This window comes from Thermoclostridium stercorarium subsp. stercorarium DSM 8532, from assembly GCF_000331995.1.
In the GTDB taxonomy this organism is placed as follows: Bacteria; Bacillota; Clostridia; order DSM-8532; family DSM-8532; genus Thermoclostridium; species Thermoclostridium stercorarium.
The window spans coordinates 2362679-2383180 of record NC_020134.1; the positions used below are offsets into that span (position 1 = coordinate 2362679).

At 43.2% G+C, this 20502-nt stretch carries 13 protein-coding genes and 1 pseudogene; 2 read left to right on the forward strand and 12 right to left on the reverse strand.

The genetic code is table 11. From position 1 onward, the window contains the following. Positions 1-29: 29 nt before the first annotated feature. From CST_RS10205 to yfmF, 10 genes are all read right to left on the reverse strand, one after another. The gene (locus CST_RS10205; RefSeq protein ID WP_015359824.1) at positions 30-1415 is read right to left on the reverse strand and encodes a UDP-N-acetylmuramoyl-tripeptide--D-alanyl-D-alanine ligase; all 1386 of its coding nucleotides are present in this window, start codon (positions 1413-1415) and stop codon (positions 30-32) included. 5 nt (positions 1416-1420) lie between these two features. Then, the gene (locus tag CST_RS10210; protein ID WP_015359825.1) at positions 1421-2875 is read right to left on the reverse strand and encodes a UDP-N-acetylmuramoyl-L-alanyl-D-glutamate--2,6-diaminopimelate ligase; all 1455 of its coding nucleotides are present in this window, start codon (positions 2873-2875) and stop codon (positions 1421-1423) included. Positions 2876-2891: 16 nt separating this feature from the next. Beyond that, complete coding sequence (locus CST_RS10215; protein WP_015359826.1) at positions 2892-5090, reverse strand: penicillin-binding transpeptidase domain-containing protein; 2199 nt, start codon at positions 5088-5090, stop codon at positions 2892-2894. A 181-nt stretch (positions 5091-5271) separates the two neighbouring features. Continuing rightward, positions 5272-5760 (reverse strand): septum formation initiator family protein, encoded by a 489-nt coding sequence (locus tag CST_RS10220; protein WP_015359827.1) that lies wholly within the window; start codon positions 5758-5760, stop codon positions 5272-5274. A 346-nt stretch (positions 5761-6106) separates the two neighbouring features. Then, positions 6107-7051: a 16S rRNA (cytosine(1402)-N(4))-methyltransferase RsmH gene (gene rsmH / locus CST_RS10225; RefSeq protein ID WP_015359828.1), complete on the reverse strand. Its 945-nt coding sequence runs from the start codon at positions 7049-7051 to the stop codon at positions 6107-6109. A gap of 14 nt (positions 7052-7065) precedes the next feature. Continuing rightward, the gene (mraZ, locus tag CST_RS10230; RefSeq protein ID WP_015485109.1) at positions 7066-7488 is read right to left on the reverse strand and encodes a division/cell wall cluster transcriptional repressor MraZ; all 423 of its coding nucleotides are present in this window, start codon (positions 7486-7488) and stop codon (positions 7066-7068) included. 307 nt (positions 7489-7795) lie between these two features. Further along, positions 7796-8923, reverse strand: coding sequence for a rod shape-determining protein RodA (gene rodA / locus CST_RS10235; RefSeq protein ID WP_015359830.1), 1128 nt, complete (start codon positions 8921-8923; stop codon positions 7796-7798). An 83-nt stretch (positions 8924-9006) separates the two neighbouring features. Next, positions 9007-10056, reverse strand: a complete 1050-nt coding sequence (gene lgt, locus CST_RS10240) for a prolipoprotein diacylglyceryl transferase (protein WP_015359831.1) — start codon at positions 10054-10056, stop codon at positions 9007-9009. A 111-nt stretch (positions 10057-10167) separates the two neighbouring features. Continuing rightward, positions 10168-11445: an EF-P 5-aminopentanol modification-associated protein YfmH gene (gene yfmH, locus CST_RS10245; RefSeq protein WP_015359832.1), complete on the reverse strand. Its 1278-nt coding sequence runs from the start codon at positions 11443-11445 to the stop codon at positions 10168-10170. A 3-nt stretch (positions 11446-11448) separates the two neighbouring features. Further along, entirely contained in the window at positions 11449-12759 is a 1311-nt protein-coding gene (yfmF, locus tag CST_RS10250) for an EF-P 5-aminopentanol modification-associated protein YfmF (RefSeq protein WP_015359833.1), read from the reverse strand. A gap of 237 nt (positions 12760-12996) precedes the next feature. Here yfmF and CST_RS10255 point away from each other — a divergent pair, with 237 nt between their 5' ends. Both CST_RS10255 and CST_RS10260 read left to right on the forward strand, forming a co-directional pair. Then, positions 12997-14148 (forward strand): diguanylate cyclase domain-containing protein, encoded by a 1152-nt coding sequence (locus CST_RS10255; protein ID WP_015359834.1) that lies wholly within the window; start codon positions 12997-12999, stop codon positions 14146-14148. Positions 14149-14273: 125 nt separating this feature from the next. Beyond that, positions 14274-15356 carry an LCP family protein gene (locus CST_RS10260; protein ID WP_015359835.1) on the forward strand — a complete coding sequence of 361 codons (1083 nt, stop codon included), beginning with the start codon at positions 14274-14276 and terminating at the stop codon, positions 15354-15356. A gap of 136 nt (positions 15357-15492) precedes the next feature. Here the strand turns inward: CST_RS10260 and CST_RS10265 are convergent, their stop codons facing one another. After that, complete coding sequence (locus CST_RS10265; protein ID WP_015359836.1) at positions 15493-18849, reverse strand: phosphodiester glycosidase family protein; 3357 nt, start codon at positions 18847-18849, stop codon at positions 15493-15495. A gap of 352 nt (positions 18850-19201) precedes the next feature. Continuing rightward, a pseudogene (locus CST_RS13760) lies at positions 19202-20455 on the reverse strand (serpin family protein). Positions 20456-20502: the final 47 nt, after the last annotated feature.

Here is a 20502-nt window from a genome sequence, read left to right on the forward strand (position 1 = left end):
CGTAATCGAAGTTTTCTTCGACGTTATCGTCATTTCTTATTTGCATCTTCGAAAATGTCTTCTATTATCCTGTCAAGATGCATCCCTCTTGAAGCCTTAAAAAGCACCACGTCATTTGGCTCGATAAGTTCCCTGAGGGAATCTACCGCACTTTCAGGATCGGGGAAATGCAAAATCCTTTTCTTGTCCATTCCGGCTTCCACTGCACCTACGACGTAGTCTTTCGCCAATTCACCGATTGCAACCAGGTAATTGATATTTTCATGGGCGACACAGGCTCCTACGCTTTTGTGGGCTTCTTCAGAGTAAGCGCCCAACTCCAGCATGTCACCCAGGACGGCAATGCTTCTTCGTGATCCTGAAATTTCCCTCAAAACCGACAAAGCCGCCATGGAAGAAGCAGGAGCCGCATTATATGTATCGTTTATCACTTTAACATTCCCGTATTCCACTATGTTCATCCTCATTTTTTCACTGGAATACTGTATTAATCCCTTTTGAATATTTTCATCGGTTATGCCCATTTCTATGGCACAGGCTATTGCCGCCAATGCATCGGACACATTATGGATTCCGGGAACCGGAAGGAAGATATCCACATCCCTGTTCCTGATATTGACGGTAAAGCGTACTCCCTTTTCGCCCAAGGATTCGATACCGTAGCCCTTTACATTACAATTATCATTGATACCGTAAAAGACAACCGGCATCGGAAGCAGTCCTTCGAGCCCTGACAACAGCTCATCATCGCCGTTAAGTATTAAAACCCCGTTTTCCTTCATTCCATTGATAATTTCCAGCTTAGCCCTCAGGATATTTTGCCTGGAACCAAGCTTTTCTATATGGGAAATTCCTATATTGGTTATAATTCCGATATCGGGCTGAATAATCCTTGAAAGATAATCTATTTCGCCCATAGCACTCATGCCCATTTCAAAAACCGCTACCGAGTGGCTTCTGTCAAGATTCAATACCGACAGGGGAAGACCAATCTGGTTATTGAAATTACCCATGGTTTTATGTACTTTATATTGGGTGGACAGAACCTGGGCTATCATTTCCTTTGTAGTGGTTTTCCCCACGCTTCCGGTAATGCCGATAACGGTCAGGTCGAAAAGTTTGATATAGTTTCTGGCAAGATCGCCAAGGGCTTTGACGGTGTCTTTGACAAGGATGACAGCATTATCTCCGCTTACAGGATATTCCTTTTCGCTCAGAACAATTCCGGCGCCTTTCCTGAAAGCCTCACCGATAAAATCATGGCCGTCAAACTTTTCTCCGCGAATGGCCACAAACAGACTCCCTTTCGTCAATGTCCGTGTGTCGGTACTGACTTTGTCAGCCACGGCATTTTCGTTACCTATGAGTCTGCCATTGACCCATTGGGATATTTTATCAGCCCGTAATTTTTCCATTTTTTTCACTCCATACTTTCAAGGATTTCCTTTACAATTTCCCTTTCGTCATAATGGATGGTCTTATCTTTGAATATTTGGTAGGTTTCATGTCCTTTTCCGGCTAATACAATAATGTCCCCCTCTTTTGCAATGCTCATCGCATACCGTATTGCTTCAGTCCTGTCCTCGATTATAATATATTGTCCGTCAGTCTGTTTTATGCCTTCTTCGATGTCCCTGATAATTGCCATCGGGTCTTCTGTTCTTGGATTGTCGGACGTTATTATAGTAAAATCTGCAATCTTACCTGAAATTTTACCCATCTGCGGTCTCTTGCCTCTGTCCCGATCACCTCCGCACCCGAAAACACTGATTAGTCTGTTCGGGACAAACTCCTTCACCGTTGAAAGAATGTTTCTCAGGCTGTCCGGGGTATGAGCGTAATCAATCATAACCGTGTAGGGTTTGCCGGGTGTTGGCACAATTTCCGCCCTGCCCGGAATATGAATGTTTTTCAACCCGTTAACTGCATGCTCAAAACCCATTCCCAGCATTCCAGCGACGCCGATTGCAGCCAGTGCGTTGTATACAGTAAACCTGCCCGGAACCGAAACTTTAACACGGCCTCCGAACCAGGGGGTTTTTACCGTAAATTCAACACTGTCGGCGTGAGTAACAATATCCTCGGCATAAACATCCGCCTTGTTTTCAATTCCGAAAGTCATGCACGGGCACCTGCTTTCGGCAAGAACCCTTCCCGCGTATTCCGAATCAATATTTATAAGCCCCCGCTTCGACATTGAGAAAAGCTTTATCTTCGATTTAAGGTAATCTTCCATATCAGGATGTTCATTTCCGCCTATATGATCTTCCGACAGATTGGTGAATACGCCGACATCAAAAGTTATCGCCCCCACCCTGTTAAGCTTCAGTCCCTGGGATGAAACCTCCATAACAACGGCATCGGCGCCTTTTTCTTTCATATTGCTGAACATTTCCTGCAGATCCAGGGACTCGGGCGTGGTTCTCTGTGCAGGGATTCTTTCGCTTCCTATAATATTGGCAACCGTTCCGATTAAACCTACCGTCTGCCCCGCCTGTTCGAGAATGGATTTAATCATATAAGTTACCGTGGTTTTCCCTTTTGTTCCGGTAACGCCTATAAGCGTAAAGTGTTCGGACGGATGCTCAAAAAATGCCGCCGAAACATGTGCAAGTGCATAGCGTGTGTCCGGCACCTTTATTACAGTCATGTTTTCAAGGACGGGTACGTCCTTTTGCACCAGAAATGCAACGGCACCGTTATCCATTGCCGATTGTATATACTTGTGCCCGTCGGTTTTAAAGCCGTCTATGCATACAAACAGCGATCCCGGCACGGCCCTGCGCGAATCATACACTATCCTTGAAATTTCTTTGTCCACGTCGCCTTCTATTTTAAGAATGTCCAGACCTTCAATAAGCTTTGACAACTTCATAAATTTACCTCCATTATCAGTCGGTTTCAGTCAGTTCGAACCATACGGTAACCACCTGGCCTTTGTTAAGCTCGGTACCCGGTTCGAATTCCTGCCTCATGGCGCGCCCAATTCCTTCAACTTTGATATTAAGGCCGGCTTTCCTTAGCGTTTCCGCCGCCTCATCCACTTCTTTGTTCAGAACGTTGGGCATTGTCACCTTTAGTTCATCATCGGGTTTGTATGTGTAAAGTATAACGGTGGAGCCGCTCGGAACACTGCTGTTCGGCTTCGGTGTCTGCTCGTAGACTATTGCGTCGTCAGACTGGTTGTCGCCTTCAATGGTATAGTTCAGCTCGTAAGCCTTAAGTTTGGCTATTGCATCAGAAAGCTTCATGTTCCTCACTTCAGGAACATACATTTCCTTAAGCATCAACTGTTTGTCCTTTTCGGAATATTCCCTTTCAACCCCAAGGTAATCAAGTATTTCCTCCATAAGTTTTCCTGCCACGGGCGCGGCTATTGTTCCTCCGGTGTGGGGATATACCTGAGGATGGTCAAGTATCACTACAAGAGCCACCTTCGGATCGTCCGCGGGCGCAAAGCAGGCGAAGGAAGCAATATACCTGCCTTCAGTATCGGTTTCAACCGTTTCCGATGTTCCGGTTTTGCCGGCGATTTTATACCCGCTTACATATGCATTCTGCCCTGTTCCTTCGGACACGACACCCGCAAGTATCTCCCTGAGAGTATCCGACGTCTGTTTCGAAATAACCTTTCTTACCACCTGGGGTTCTGCCTTTTCTATTATATTACCTTCGCTGTCACTGATTTGTTTTACCAGTATCGGTTTCATCAGATTTCCGCCGTTTGCGATAGCGCAGTACGCAGTAATAAGCTGGAGCGGTGATATTGTAAAGCGCTGACCGAAAGAGCTTACCGCCATATCTATCTCCTTCGGGTCCTTGTGCCACTGGTATTCATTGTCGGCAGGCTCACCGTTCAGTGTTATTCCTGTTTTCTCCATGAAACCGAAAGCTCTCACGTACTGATAAAATTTATCTATTCCAAGAGCCAGTGCTGTTTTCACAAATACCGGGTTACATGAATTATAAACACCGACTCGGAAAGTCTCAGCGCCGTGACCGCCGGCCTTCCAGCAGTTAATATTATGTCCCGCAAGATGAACGGTGGTGCATACAAACTCGGTATCCGGAGTTACCACTCCTTCCTCCAGCGCAGCCGCTGCAGTAATGGCTTTAAATGTTGAACCCGGTTCATATGTATCCATCAGTGCTTTGTTCCTGAATACGGTCTGGAAGAGCAATTCCACGTCTTCCGAGCTCCCCTTCCCCTTCCAGTCCTCCTTTTCCACAAAATCAGGCTTTGCAAAGGGATCATTAGGATCATAATCGGGTTTTGAAGCCATTGCAAGAATTTCGCCGGTATTGGGAACCATTACAATGGCTGCCGCGCCCCTTTTAAGCTTATAGTCCACAACCGCCTGTTCCAGCGCTTTTTCAGTAAAATACTGAATTGTCTCATCAATTGTCAGGTATAAGTTGTATCCGTCCACAGGCTCAACATAAGTTTCCGGGCTGTATTTGACCTGCCTTCCGCCGGCGTCAAACTCACTCATCACCATACCCGGTTTCCCGCTTAAAATTTCATCAAAGGTTTTTTCTATTCCGTTCAGCCCCTGCTCGTCATCCCCTGTAAAGCCCAGGACATGCGACGCAAGCCTTCCGTTCGGATAATAGCGTTTTGAATCTTCGTCCACATAAATGCTGGTTATTTCGTTTTCAACCAGGTATTCCCTGACTTTCTGACCTACTTCCTTGTCAACCTTTCTTTTTATAAACGCCCAGCTTGAATTCGACGTTAACTTCGCCTTAATACTTTCAGGGGTCATATCCAGTATTTCCGCCAAATCATTTGCTATCTGATCAATTTTTTCCGGCGTATCCTTCATTTTGTCCATAAAATCCGGCGGATTAACCGAAATGGTTTCCACCGACGCACTTATTGCCAATCCTTTACCGTTACGATCGTATATTGTTCCTCTTTTGGGATTAATAATCCTGCTTCTTGTTTGTCTTTCATAAGCCTTGATTGAATACTCCTCACCCTTTACAATCTGAAAATAGCCGACACGTCCAATCAACGCCACGATCAGCACCGTATATACAATCAGGAGTACAAGGGAACGCTTCTTTACTTTAATGGCATTTGACACCAAATGATCCCACCTTTCAACGGGCAATAAAAAGCTTTATATTATTAAAAAAGGACTATAGATTGCCGCATACGCGAAAACATTTCGCTTCGTTGCCACTCAATCCATTGTCCCGTTAATTCTTATTAATATATATTCAGTACTTGTTCCGGTTTTGACTGCAATACAATACTTCAAAAACCTATTTTTCGCCGAAAAACATCAACATCGACTTCCAAAAACTTTCCTTCTCCTTTTCCTCTTCCAGGTTAACAGTGCTGTAATTGACTTTCGGAACTTTAACAGGTATTTTCTGATAACTGTCAGGCATTTTCATATTTAAACGTTCTTCTGCAATTTTTCTGATGTTTTCCTGGTTTATTTTTGAGTTAATGCTTACCTCCAGCTTACGGTTGCTGTCTTTCAGGGATTCATATTCCTTATTCAGCGCCGAGAGTTTATAGTTCATTTCGGTTATCGTGCTGTACCTGTAAATAATTGTGAAAAAAACGGCAAAAGTTATTACTATACAGACAATAATCTGCACCACGGGGTATTCCGCGGTTACGGGTTTTGCCGCCACACTTGGGACAGGGGTAGTCTTTCTTACCGTTCTTTGCCTTTTTCGCGGGTAAGGCTGTTCATTTAATTTCGGAGCCGCTGAACCATAAACATAATATTTTTCCTTCATTAAACTTCACCCCTTTTTCCCTGAAACAGGTTTCCAAAAACAATATACTCCCGGGCCAAACTTATATTGGCCACGGGGTTAGCGCTGAATATCAAAGAACTTTTGCATTTATCTTTTGTAAGACTTCTGTTTTAATTTTCTTTTGTATCTTCCCATTTCTCTTTTGTAAATCATTCAATTATATTTTTTATCTTTTGCGGCTCCATAAAATTTTTCTTTCGTACTGGTCAAAATAAACTTTTTCACCTTCAAACAAGGTATCTTAGGTATATTTTTTCTTAATTTGAACTTAAGACTTTATCTTTTGTGCATTAAAAACCTTTGTCTTTTGTATAAGCTCTAATAATCAAAGTTTTTCCGCAATTCGCAGTTTTGCACTCCGTGCCCTGTGGTTGCGTTTAAGCTCCTCTTCCGATGGAACGATTGGCTTACGAGTGATTATTTTCAGTTGCTTAACTGGGTTGCACACACATTTCGGAAAATCCGGCGGACATTTGCAAAGCCCCGATTTGTTACGGAAAAACTGTTTTACAATTCTGTCTTCCAGGGAATGAAATGTAATAACGCATAACCTGCCACCTCTGATAAGACTTTCAACAATTCCCGGCAATGCATTCTCCAAAACTTCAAGCTCTCGGTTCACCGCTATCCGGATTGCCTGAAAAGTCCGCTTTGCAGGATGCTGTCCCTCTTTTCTTCTGGCGGACGCGGGTATCGCAGCCTTTATAATATCAACCAGCTGTGACGTGGTTTCAATTAATTGATTTTCCCGTGCTTTACAGATAAACTCCGCTATCCTTGCCGCCCATTTTTCTTCACCGTATTCCCTGATAATTCTTGCAATCTCATCCTTCGGCCACGTGTTCACAAGTTCCTTCGCGGTAAATTCACTATCCTGGTTCATTCTCATGTCCAGCGGCGCATCATCCATATACCTGAATCCTCTTTTTTCAGCCTCAATCTGATAGGATGATACCCCCAGATCAAGAAGCACTCCGTCAACTGCATTTATCCTTTTTTCATCAAGTATTTGTCTTATGTTTTCAAAGTTCTCGTGTATTATAATGAATTTTGCCTTACTTTCCGTTTTCCGAAGTTTTTCTTCGGCCGCCTCAAGAGCCTCCCGGTCCTGATCTATGCCTATGAGAAGGCCCTTAGGTCCAAGCCGCTTTAATATTTCCGCCGAATGCCCCGCACCACCGACGGTGCAGTCAACGTATATGCCATTCGGACGTATATTTAAACCTTCTATGCATTCTTTCAGTAATACCGGTTCATGAGAAAATTCCATTTTTCAGCCCAGAATTAAAACTCAATATCCATTTCCTCAAGCATTGCTCCGACTTCTTCGGCGTCAGCATCTTCGTAAAATTCAGGATTCCAAACCTCAACCTTGTTCAAACTGCCAATAAAGAGCAGTTCCTTGCTCAACGACGCATATTCTCTAAGATGCTGTGGTATTAATATTCTACCCTGTTTATCCAGTTCACATTCAGCGGCGTTCGAGGAAAAAAACCTTAACGCTTTGCGGTTTGCCTCCTTTGAAGACGGCATCGCCTTCTTCAGCCTGTCAACCAGGCTGATCCATTCTTCTTCGGGATATATGTAGAGGCACTTTTCTATTCCCTTGGTAATTATAAACTTTTCCTTGAGGTCATAACGGAATGCCGCCGGTATTATAACCCTGCCTTTGGGGTCCAGCGTGTTGGTATATTTACCGATTAGCACCGTTATCACCTCTTTCCCCGTCTCAGGTTAAGGCCTCCACTTTTCCCCACTTACCACCACTTTGTTTATATTTTACTCCAAAATTAAACCAATAGTCAACACTGGATCAAAATGTAAAATAAAAAAGCAGGCATCCATCCTCCTTAATCGGATATAGAAGCCTGCCAAAAACACAATATATTGTATATCAAGAGGAATTATAGCACAATCTCTGTTCCTTTCATGAAATTAAGAATGAATGAATTAACACAATGTAATCTAATCTTAACTTTTGTAATATTTCAGTAATATTTCTGTAATATTAACACTATTCAAACATTAACCTGCGTTTGCGCAGAGAAATACTTAAAACAATCCCCACGGCAATGAAATTTGTCGTCACCGAACTTACACCATAGCTGATAAACGGCAGCGGGATTCCGGTAACGGGCAGAAGCCCTATATTCATTCCCACATTCTCCATGAAGTGGGCAAAAAACATCGACACAACCCCCATTACCACGAACGAACCATACCTGTCCCTTGCACACCACGCAACATAGATGCATCTGGCGAACAATGCAAGAAACAGAATAATCAAAAATGCCGCGCCGACAAAACCGAATTCCTCAGCCACTACCGAGAATATAAAGTCCGTCCATGAGTAGGGCACATTCTCGGCGGCCATTCCTTTACCCCAGCCGCGTCCCCATAATTGACCCGCACCGGTATACTGTATCGAACGGCGTACCTGGAAATTCGCCCCCAAAGGATCGGCATCCTTGTTAATAAAACTGTAGAAACGTTTTTTCAGGTAATCGGGGAAACGCTCATATAATCTCGTTATGTAAATTACGATTATTGATATAACTCCCGCGCCCGCCGATATGAAAATATATTTGTAGGGTATACCGGCAAAAAAGACCATACATACGAAGATGAATACATAAACCATGCTTGTGCCGATGTCGGGCTGCAACAGCACAAGAAAAATCGGCAGCGCAGAAAAGATAAGGAGTTTTATGTAATTATATTTACCTGTATTTGTGACGATACGTTCCAGATAAAATGCGACAATCAGGATAAAAGTGATTTTGCCAAGTTCAGAGGGCTGGTACGACACCGGCCCAATTTTGAACCACCCCTGGGTTCCGGTTTCTTCCTTTCCCCTCCCGATAAACAGGACAAGCACCAAAAGCAGTATTGAAAAACCGTAAGCAGGGAAACCAAGCACCTTCAAATCCTTATAGTCAATGAGGCTGAGGACCACCATTGCCACTGCGCCTGCAATTATCCCTACGCTCTGCTTTACTAACAGCTCATATTTGTTAAGCTGTTTTGCGACACTTGCTATTACCACAAGCCCGTATGCACTTAAAAGCACAACCAGTATTAAAATAAACCAATCGTAATGTTTTATCTTGTTAAGCCCCTGGCTTTTTTCCACATGAAGCATGAAACAACCTTCCCAATTACTATTTTCATTATTTCGGGCTCACCGCACGTGGGTTCTGATACACCACTGTGGCTGAAACCGGCTCATTCTTCCCCGCCGGAGCCGGAATTCTCGTTGTTTTCGGCGCCCGAATCGCCTGATGAAGCAGTATCATCCCCGGTTATCGGTATATCGCTGTCCGATGGTTCGGATTCTTTGTCCGAAATTTCGGTTTGGTCGTCAGGCGATAAATCATTTTCCGGGGACTTGTCCTCTATTTCGGCTATAATCTGCCTGTATACGCTCGGCTGATATTCTTCGTCCGCTACGCCGTTTTTCAAGCGGACACGCCTAACTGTGAAAACAATTATAAAGGTTACCGCAAATAAAAATCCAATTACACGGTTAACATTGACATTTCCGATTTTCAGATCAAAACGGAGACTGTCAATCACAAACCTGGCTAAACCGTAGGAAATCATATAAAGGGAAAAAACTTCCCCGTCCAGTTTTTTCCGTTTCCGGAACCACAGCAGGACAAAAAATGCCACAAGGTTCCACAAAGATTCATACAAGAAAAGCGGATGCACGGGTAATTCCGGATCTACGCCGGGAAACTGGGACGGCGAGCCGGCGACTGTGCTTTTTATTATGTCTCCTGTCATTCCCCATGGTAAATCGGTATTCGGTCCAAACAGTTCCTGGTTGACAAAATTACCCCAGCGGCCTATAACCTGTCCAAGTACAAGGTAAACAACAATATGATCCAGCAGTTTCAGCGTATTTATCCTTCTTATGCGGCAGAAAAGGTAAATCGTAAAAATGCCGCCGATAACACCGCCATATATCGCAAGCCCGCCATGCCAGATTTTATATACTTCACTCAGGTTGTTTTTGTAATAGCCCCAGTTAACAAGCACGTAAAATATCCGGGCACAAATTATGCCAACAGGCGTGGTGATTAGTATCAGATCAATGAGATCATCCTGTTTTAGTCCGTATTTCTCACTGTTTCTCAGTACACCGATAATTATAACCAGAAAAGCAAGCGCCGTTATAATTCCATACCAGTAAATATTTATCGGGCCAACCGAGAACGCCACAGGATCAAGGTTAATTTCTATTCCCAGTTTTGGAAAACTTATATAATGCATACCTATCCCCCACATTTTTCATAATTTATACCTATAAAATAGTAACATATTTTCTGTCTGCATTCAGTATATACGTCTTTTTTATCATAAAGTTTAACATCGGCCACGGGATTACATATTTACCGGCCATATGATGGATAAAGAGGGTTCCGCCGAAAAATGATCTTTAAAAATTTCTTCGGCTTCGTCCAGTGTAAGTTCTTCATATACTCTGGTGTGTTCAAAGAAATTTGCACCGTTGAAGTACAGCGGTATAAATTCGTGGGAGATATCCTCAGGGGAATTCAGGTTCCCTATAAACCTTCCTTCATGAGCTTTCTTAATGCGCTCGAAGCTTTTTTTGTCAAGTCCGTTTTTACGTACCTTTTCAAGCGCAGTAATAATTTTTTCGGCTGTTTTTTTTGGGTCTTTCGACTGTCCTCCCCATACGGTATACCCAAAGGAGCCTTCGAGGCTTACATCGCATCCGAACCCCTGGTTTATTAACCCATCGTTGTACAGTTGATTATACAACTCCGAACTTCTCCCCATCAACATTGAAAGTATTATTTCAAGGGCAACCTTCCTTTTTAAAAGATCATACCCTGTAACACCGGAATTGTCTTTGATTCCCATATTAAACTGCGGCATGGCCACGGCAAGGCTCTTTTCAATGAGCTTCATGTTATGATGCCGCGGCTCTTCCGGAAAAATTTTCTCTATCCTTCCGGGGTTATTTTTCGCTTTTATGCCGCGTTCCACCATGTCAAACACCAACGGCGGTTCAACGTCACCCACTGTAACTATAATCATATTCGAAGGATGATAAAAAGTATTATAACACTTGTACAGTGTTTCTTTTGTAATTTCCATAATGCTTTCTTCAGTTCCTGCAATGTCGATTTTTACCGGATGATTAACATACAACGCATTAAGAAGGTTAAAAAACACCCTCCAGTCCGCATTATCATTGTACATCTTTATCTCCTGGCTGATTATGCCTTTTTCCTTTTCCACGTTTTCATCGGTAAGATACGGGTTTTGAACAAAATCAAGCAAAAGCCTGAAATTGTCTTCAAACCTGTCGGTGCATGAAAAAAGATATACCGTCTGGGTAAACGACGTATAGGCATTGGAATCCGCACCCAACATTGAAAACTTATCCATTATGCTGCCGTCTTCCTGCTCGAAAAGCTTATGTTCCAGAAAATGGGCAATACCGTCCGGCACTCTTGTCTCATTATTCTCGTCGGGAGCAATAAAGGTATTGTTTATCGAACCGTAATTCGTGGCAAAAGTTGAGAAAATTTTGTTATAACCTTTCTTAGGTATGACAAAAGCCTTCAAACCGCTGGAATGTTCATAAATATAAACTTTTTCCTTTATACGTTCAAACTCAAGGACTTTCAACTTTCACTCTCTCCTTTCACCTTCACCTGACAAAGATGTAAGAAAATAGACGGTATCAGGAGTCAGCCTTTTCGACACCCGTATTACGTCTTCCTTTGTCACCGATGTTATTTTTTCTATGAAAGAATCCACGTTCTCATTCGTATTTGACAAGTACTGGCTGATATAGAAATCAACCATTGCGCCCTGGCTGTCCTGCATGGATTTCAGATCGGTTACAAGACTGTTCTTTGTGGCTTCCATTTCGTAATCACTTATATCCCCGTTCTCTATGGCTTTGAACTGATCCATTATAATTCTCTCAGCCCTGTCCCGGTTTGATATTTCAATGCCACATACCGCAACAAGCAGCCCCTTGAATTTTTCAATCGTTGAAAAGGCAGAGTATGCGAGGCTCGCTTTTTCCCTCACATTCTGAAACAGTTTTGAATGCACACCTCCGCCGAGAATTCCGTTATATATAACCAGCGGATAATATTCGGGACTGTTTGCCTCAATCTGGGTTCTGAAACCTATGCAAAGTTTTCCCTGGCTTACATCCATCGGTTCTTCTATCCGGCGTAATTCTCCGACTTCCTTTTTCACCTGTATTGACGGCAGGGATATTAAATTATTTCTCTCAATAACTTCAAATTTCCGAATATATCTTTCCAGTTCGTGGTCATTTATGTTTCCCGAAATATATACATAAACCGGGTTGTGGGTTAAAAGGCCGCGGTAATGTTCGAACAGCGCCTCATTTGTCAATGTCTTCGCCCTTTCCTCATCTCCGTCGTCATTAACCGCGAAAGGCTCTCCGGCGCACATTTCCTCCATACATCTTTGCATTGCATAATACATTTTGTTGTTTACCCGGCTGCGAATTCTCTGGATAAGATTTTCCCTTTCCTGCTCAAAATATTCTTTGCTGAATGCGCCATTTTCAGTAACGGGATCGGTCAGAATATCAAGTAACAGCGCACCCACCTCTTCAAAAAGGTTTGCCCCGTTTACGGTAAATCTGTCAGAGACAAACCTCGCACTCAGCTGAATTATCTGATACTCGCCCTTTTTGTGGACCGCAACGTTCACTCCCGCTCCATACAATTCCTCCAGCCTTAATGCGAGGTCCTGCTGGGTCGGATAACGTCTGCAGCCTCTTCTTAAAATATACGGCACCAGGGCATTCTGTGTAGCCCGTTCAATATCAAGGGGATCCAGAATAAAAATATCAATCCTGACCGTTTTAAATTTATCTGACTTTACATAAAAAAACGATATTCCGTTTTTTTCGTCAAGCTTTATTACCGAAGAAGAATTCCCTTCCTGTTTCAATTTCATTCATCCTTTCTTTACAGGATTGGTTATTTTTTATTCATACCCATTGTTAATGCAATAAATACATCCCGCCCTCCCCTATTATACAACAATTTTTTTATGGATTTTTTAATTAAATTTAAACTTGCGATAAAAGTATTGAGAAAGCAATTTCTTTTATTGTCTTATGGACTCATTTTACCGATATAGTGATCAAGGAAAACTAAATGTTGTAATTTGCGGAGGAATGCTGAATTGTTTTACATAACTCTTCAAAACCAGGTTCATTTGCTCATCGTACTTATTTTTTCATCATATATATATTTAACATCGGTCACGACAAAGCCTGAGCCTTTTCTCAAAAACGTCGGTACATCATTTATTATACCTATGATTCTCAGTATAATGTCGTTTTTAACACTGAATATAACGCCTGCACAGTTCTACCTGTTTTTTTCGGAATTTGCTCTGTTATTGGCTTTAATTGTGGTTTTGATTTTTAAAAACGCCAAAGGAATCAATTCATTTATCAATATCCTGCTTTACGCCTTTCCTCTTGCGGTAGCGCTGCCAAATCTGAACTTCGATTCATTGCACAAGCATAAATGGATCGACATTTGTCTTTTGGCCTGCATGGGAGTTATTCTGCTGGTTATAATCATATCCGCATTAAGGAAAAACAGCCCACCAACAGCTTTATACGCGGGTATGCTCCTGCTCTGCTGTTCACTGTTGATACCAAGAATAGAAATATTAGATGTTCCCGCTGCCGTTCCATTACTGTTAAAAGCCATATCCTATCTGATTTTTGCGAGTTTCATATACAAAGGATCGGTTCATAAGCTGAAAAAGGAATATATTGAGGCTTCAGGCGAACTTGCGAGAATTACCGACAATATACAACGGGAAGTCAACCGCAGGCTTGCACGGGTGGAAAAATCCGATATTTCCCTTGCTGAGCTTACCAAAACCGACACGCAGACGGGAGTTTATACCGAAAAAGCCATTACCGATTTTATCGAATACCAAATTGAAAAAGATCCCAATGGCGAATTTTCAGTTTTGCTGGTGGACATTAACAATCTCAGAAAAATCAGCAGCAAACTTGGAAACGTTGCAGTTGAGAAATGTCTCAGAACCCTTGCCCGCATCCTGAAGCAAAACATGGGGAAAGATGACAAAGTAGGGCGTTTCGGAGATTCATCCTTTATAGTCGTTCTGCCGAATACAAACGTCGCAAAGGCGTGGATTCTGGCCGAGCAGCTTGAAAAAGAGGCAGAAGCGACAAATGATCCTCATTTTTCAATCTCAACAGGCGTAGTCTCATATCCGATTGACGGCGAAAATCTGAAAGACATAATAAAGGCGGCCAAAAAATCGCTGAAATCTTTTAAGAAATCAGGCTGACTCCAGCTTAATCCAAAACTGAATATTTATAATCGCACTTCTTAAAACCGGTATGGTTAATAATTCTCTTTCTGCAGAAAATATTTTATGCTTCAACATATAAGTTAAGAATATGGAGAGATTACATGACTGCAAAGAGATTTTTTCTCATTTTTACCATTGTAATGGTTACCATATCGGGAATATGCATTCATGCCATTATCTCGAGAGCAAGGAACGAGCTTTCAAAAATGCGGGAGATACAGGCAAAACTACCCGCTGAAAATTCCGGCGTGACCGTTACCCCTACCCCTACCCTGCCGCCGTTGAACAACACCGGACAATCTTCAAAAAGCGGGGCGAAAGGCAGAAACCTTACAAACAACCAAAAATACTACACCGACGTCGCGGATCCATCCAACAGGAACATCCTGTTAATCGGCAAGGATCCTACCTACTCCAACTTTGACGTAATAATTATAGCCAGTATCAGCGAAAAAGACAAAACGGTAAAACTTATAGACATTCCAAGGGATATATTTATAGATTACTCGCCCGAAGTACTGAAGGAATTTAAGGAGAAAGCGCCTGATTTTTACAACGAAAAGGGAAGCAGAAAAATAAATGCTGCCCACGCGGTCGGAAAAATGACCGGCTATTCACCTGCCAATCCCAGGTTTCTCGGAAAACCGGGCATTAATTTTCTGACCGATTTAGTTTACGAAATTTTCCATGTGGAGATTCACGATTATATTGCAGTAGAAACCGACGGTTTTCGTGAAATAGTCGATTATTTCGGCGGTGTGGTGGTTAATGTGCCGGTATACATGCATTACGAAGACCCCTCACAGGACCTTTATATCCACCTTGAACCGGGTGTTCAGCTGCTTGACGGCAAAAACGCCGAGGGATTTGTAAGGTTCAGGCAGGGATATAACAGAAACGGGGAATATTTCACTTATCCCCGCTCGAAAAACGTTTACCTGTTTTTAAAAGCTTTCTTCGAGCAGCATTTTAATTTAAGAAACCTGAGCAAGATTGGCAAGGTTTATGAAATAATAAAACAAAACACCGAAACAAGCGTGCAGGACTTAAGTGAGACTTACGAGTATGTCGTGCTGGCAAGTAAAATCATAAATGAAAAATACTCAATCGAGCATGTAAATATAGAAACATCGGGTAAGAAAAAATTCAACGGCGCACTGTATGAAATACTGAAAACAAAATAACGGCCGGCTCACCGGAACGCAGCGGGGATTCACAGCATGTCCGCGGCACGGCTAAATCACCCGAACCATCCGCGGGCGTGGATATACACATAAAAAAACAGGCGGAACATAGTCCGCCTGTTTTCTGCACGCTTTATCATTCTATGGGTTTATATTCGTATGTCACCTGATCTCCCATAATTGTAACAAGGATATACTGCGCAACCTTTTTGTTGTTTGCCGTAAGGTTCTGCACATCCAGTCCGCAGGTTGAAAAATACCTTACTCCTCTGTCCTTTGTCACCGTATTGCTGTCCCCTTTGTAAAATACCCATACATTTCTGAACTTTTTGCCGGCGTATTCGGCCAGAATGTCTTTAAACAACTGGGCTTCCAGCCTGTCACTGAATGTATCGGGCGAGCTTTCCATGAAAATAAACACATTCTGCCCGTTAAAGGATTCAAGCTGGTTCAAAAGCCACTTCCACTGCCCTGTGGTACCGTTTCTTAAGCTGTTGGACTCTATATCCAGCTGTATAAACCGCGAACCCTGTACATCCATGGATTTATAACCTTTTCCTGTGGCTATTACAGGTTTCTTTACCTTTGATGTCACCTGGTGGGAACCGTTTCCGACAAATGCGCCTATCTCTATGTATTTATTTATTTTGTCAGCCAGGTAATTGGTAAGGTATTTTTCCACATCATTTGCAGGCTCGCGTGCTTCACCGAATACCGAGAACCTGTAATTCTTCTCACCGGCAACGTATTTTACCGCCTGGTTCTTGCTGTCCGCCTGCACGGTATTTTGGGGTATGTTATTGAAATTTCCGGTTTTGTTTGTCTTTATTCTGAACTGCAAATCATCAAGGTAAATACTGCCTTTCTCGTCTATAGGGCTCGGATTTACAACATACAGTCTCGTAACCCTTGCAGGCCTTTTTATATGCGATACCTTCCCCTCGACATATGCCCAGCCTGTCCAGTTAATTCCTTCTGAAAGCATCACATAATTTACCTTGCCGTCTGCATCAACCACTTCGGCCCTGAGCCAGCTTTTTGTGGTTTTCTGGCTATACGCCCACAGGCCGATTGTCTCGGCGCCGTCAGGAACGCTTATTCCGTTACCGGGCAGCACAATGTACGCAGCCTGGGTTTCGGGGGCTGCCTTGAAAACATAGTCCAGTCTGACGCTCGACGTACCGGTATTTTTGTAGTCACTCACGATGGCGGCGCTTGCCGGCACCCATGAAGGGAATGACGTAAAATCAACCGCATCCGTTTCGAAGCCTGTGGCCACGACTGTCTCCACTCCCGGTATTTCTGTACTTGCCGGCATTTTATTCCGCTCAACGGTAATAATGCTCAAATCGTCTATAAAAATTTCCCCAGCCTCTTCTACCGGATTAACTTGTACAAGGTATATCCTTGTGAGTTTTGCAGGAAGCGAAATGCCGTTTAACGGGATTTCTACATATCTCCATCCAATCCAGTCCATTTTTGTTATATCCCCAAGCCTTTGGGTTTTATTCTGGCTGTCCTGTACTTCTATCCTTAACCAGTTGGAATTTTCGTGGTCATTATATACCCAGAATCCGACCCTGATCGCATTTTCCGGTAATGTATAACCCTCTCCGTTAAATACGGCGTACACCGCTCTGTTCGTATCAGCCGTTTCAAACCTGTATGTCAGTTTTCCCGAAAAATTTCCGCCGTGTTTCTGCTCGCCGGAAATCTGATAGCTTCCCGTTACCGTTGAAGGGTATGACAGGAAAGTAGCGTTGTCCTTTTCGAAATCATCAACAAGGGTTGAAACGGTGGGAAGAACGGTTACCGCACAGTAAGCATACGCATTGCCGACCGATGCGGAAATATATCCGTAACCGGAATTTGTCGCCACAAATGTCCCGCCTGAAACAAAACCTATATTGCCTACAGTTTTCCAGCTGACATCGGCAGGATTGATTGACGCGGTAAAACCTTCTCCGTCCTCGCCTGTTACGGTTAATTTTTTCTGCTCTTTTGCAATCAGTGTTATGCTACTGCTGCTGAGGGTCAGCTTCGCAGGCTGGTCCAGAACTTTGACATACGTTTCGGCAGATACGTCGCCGACCGTCGCAATTATCTTCGCAGTGCCGGGAGACAGCGGTCTGAAGACATTTCCGGTGAAACTGCCCTCCACTCCTTCGACCCGCCATGTTACTTCGTCGGGATTTATCTGTACAGGATTGAAATATTGGTCATAACCCTTTACGGTAAACTTTCTTGAAGTATTGACAAAAACATTCGGCTCTTCTGCTTCTACGTAAAGCCCGGCCAGCGGTGCCGGAGGCGCAATGGAAAATACACCTATCGCGTTAGGGATCCTTCTCTGAACACCATCGCTTGGTTTGTTCTGAACGACAACGGTATTGGTTCCCGGTTCCCTTGAAGCAATGGTTGACGAACCGCCGCCGTCCAGCGCAAGCGCATTGTAAGCTCCTATCCCAAGCATGAACTGCGCCAGTTCGGTCATTGTCATGCCTATGCTGTGGGACTGCCTTCCGTCAACAACCACCATGTAAATGGTTTTTCCGTCCCGGCTTGTTCCCACCGCAGTCCGTGGATGTCTTCCTGCAACTTCATGGGTAAATTTGTCGGGTATTGTACCGTTAACGACGAGCATTCCTCCGCCGCTCACAGCCATCTGTATTTTTGTCCAGTCCGGAGACGTCGTTACTTCAAAACGTACAGGATCACCCACGTTAAAATTGTTCAGTATTCTGTTTTTATTTTCCCCTGATGTTATGACCACGTAACCGTTAACAGGTATTTCGGTGCCGGGCATATTCACCCGGATTTCCTTTACCACCCCGTCCTCCACTATCATTTCAAGGACATCGGTATAATAACCGTTGCGATTTCCGGTTGAAGTGGTTGTCCATTTCCTGTCCTGCACAGTAAAATCGGTATATCCGTAATACGGTTCATTATATCTTGATACGCTTATGTATTCACCGTTAGGTGCATATATGCGGATATCGGCTTTCCAGTAGTCAATAATACCGCTTCTCGTCTCGTCAATGGCAAAGGTGGCCATATTGTCCTTATCCCTGTTAAAAGTTGCGTCCGCCGTCAGCAAATTCCATGACTGCACCAACGGTCCGATGGGATTCTGCATTCCCGTCTGATCGGAACTTAAAAAGAAACTGCCGTTTATACCCGCTATTGCTCCCCATTCCTTCATGTGATCGGTTGTAGATAACGGTTTCTGGATGGTTTCGCCGTTCGCCAGGGCGTCAATATACACATACGGGTCGTTTAAATCGGCTTTAAGCACATAAATTGTCTGCCAGCCGAGATCGGTAAACCTTGTTATTGTTTCCTGGGTTACACCCGACGTGATAATTTTGGTTTCAACTTTCTGATAAATGACAGAATTGGATGTCGCATTAGAAGCGAAAGAAACAGGAATAATCCCAGCAAAAAACAGCAGAAGCGACAAGAAAAACACTGCAGCCTTTTTCATCCTCATGCCACAAGCCTCCGTATCATTTATTTGTCTTTTGTTGAATACGCACCTTTTTTGACGAACAAACTCGGATTTTGTTCCAAAAGTGCATATATTCTTTATCGGTATTTTACCATGCACAAGTAAAAATAACCACTTTACAACGTTTACTTTTCAGTTAAGAAAATGACAAGTTTAATACATTTATATTACATCAGAAAAAAATGCTAATCACGGAAAAAGTGCAACAGCCCCGGGGCGCTTTAACATTGTTTTTTATGGTTAAAAAATCATTCCATTCTCTGACTTCAGAAGAAGTCGCCGGTGCGTAAAAGAATATTACTCAACGCAACCACTGAATCTGCCGGGAATTGGTTTATCTGTCCCCATACAGTTTTTTGCCGATAAAGAGAATATTCCCTTCTTCGGTATCATAAATTACAAACACAAACGGCCTGTTGGCAATGAATGTTTTTGGCTCCTCAAGCGACGTTGTCATAATAATCACCGATGTCGCGGCAACTGCTTCGGTTCCTTCCTCATTTACTTCCACCACAGCCTTGTGAAAAACGCTGTCCATGCATATATCCTCAGCAATTCCACCAAAATCGGCATTTTTAGAGAAAACCTCTCCCATTCCAAGGGAAGCCAGTGCCTTATTAAGTTCCTTAACCCCGTATTCCATACGGAATTTCGGAATTTCCAGCCTTAAGTCATTAACCGTTTTGAAACTTTTAACAAGTTCATTCCATTTCTCACCGTCAAAATTGCTTATAAATTTGTTAATATCCTTTTTGGGCAGAATTACGGCCATCGCCACTTTTTCGTCTCCGTACGGGAGAGCTACGGCACTGCATTCTTCCAGTTCGGCCAATGCGAAGGTGTCGGTTTTCCGCATCATCTGAACCTTATCTGTAACTCCGTCATAGGAATAAAAATCGGCTTCGCCGGTGTTATTTTTATCAAAGGCGTTTTTCCATTCACCCTTGAAATAAATTGCATTTATCAGATACATCATAACATCATCGGCTATCGGTGGATCAATTACCGACTGTATACGATTCTGAGTCTTTTCAGACACCCACCGGTTAATTTAAAACGCTGCGTCGGGCTTTGTAAAATCAAGACTTCTGACGTCTGAAAAAAGATAATTTTTGTTCACGTCGATAAAGTCCGGTTTTACATTGAATTCATCCCTGATCCAGATTGAATTGGCAATTTCCAGTTTCACCTTTTCATCAATGTTGTTCAGTCTGTTTAACAAATTCCTGTATTCACTGTTTAATTCATCAACGGACATGCCACCATAATGCATCGCTTTGGCCATTGCTTCCCGCGTGCTTCCCTCTGCGCCGTTATAGGCCATCATAAGCACTGCCGAAACCGAAAACGGAGAGATAAAAGTTTCCTGTTTTGATTCCTCCGCGTTAAGCGCTTTGAACAGTTCCCAGGAAAAAATTTTATTTGCGTCGGAAACTCTGGCTGAGGGCTGGCTCTTTTCATCAACGGTAGTGCCTGCCGTTTCCCCTGACTCGGGTTTCAGCGTTGTATCGGTGACGTTTCCGCCACCCGTACAACCGGAAAAAATTATCAAAATGAACATTAAAACAAGTAAAGCATTTTTCTTCATATAACCCCTCCTTATTCCCGTAATGACGGTATAAGTTTTTCAGTGAA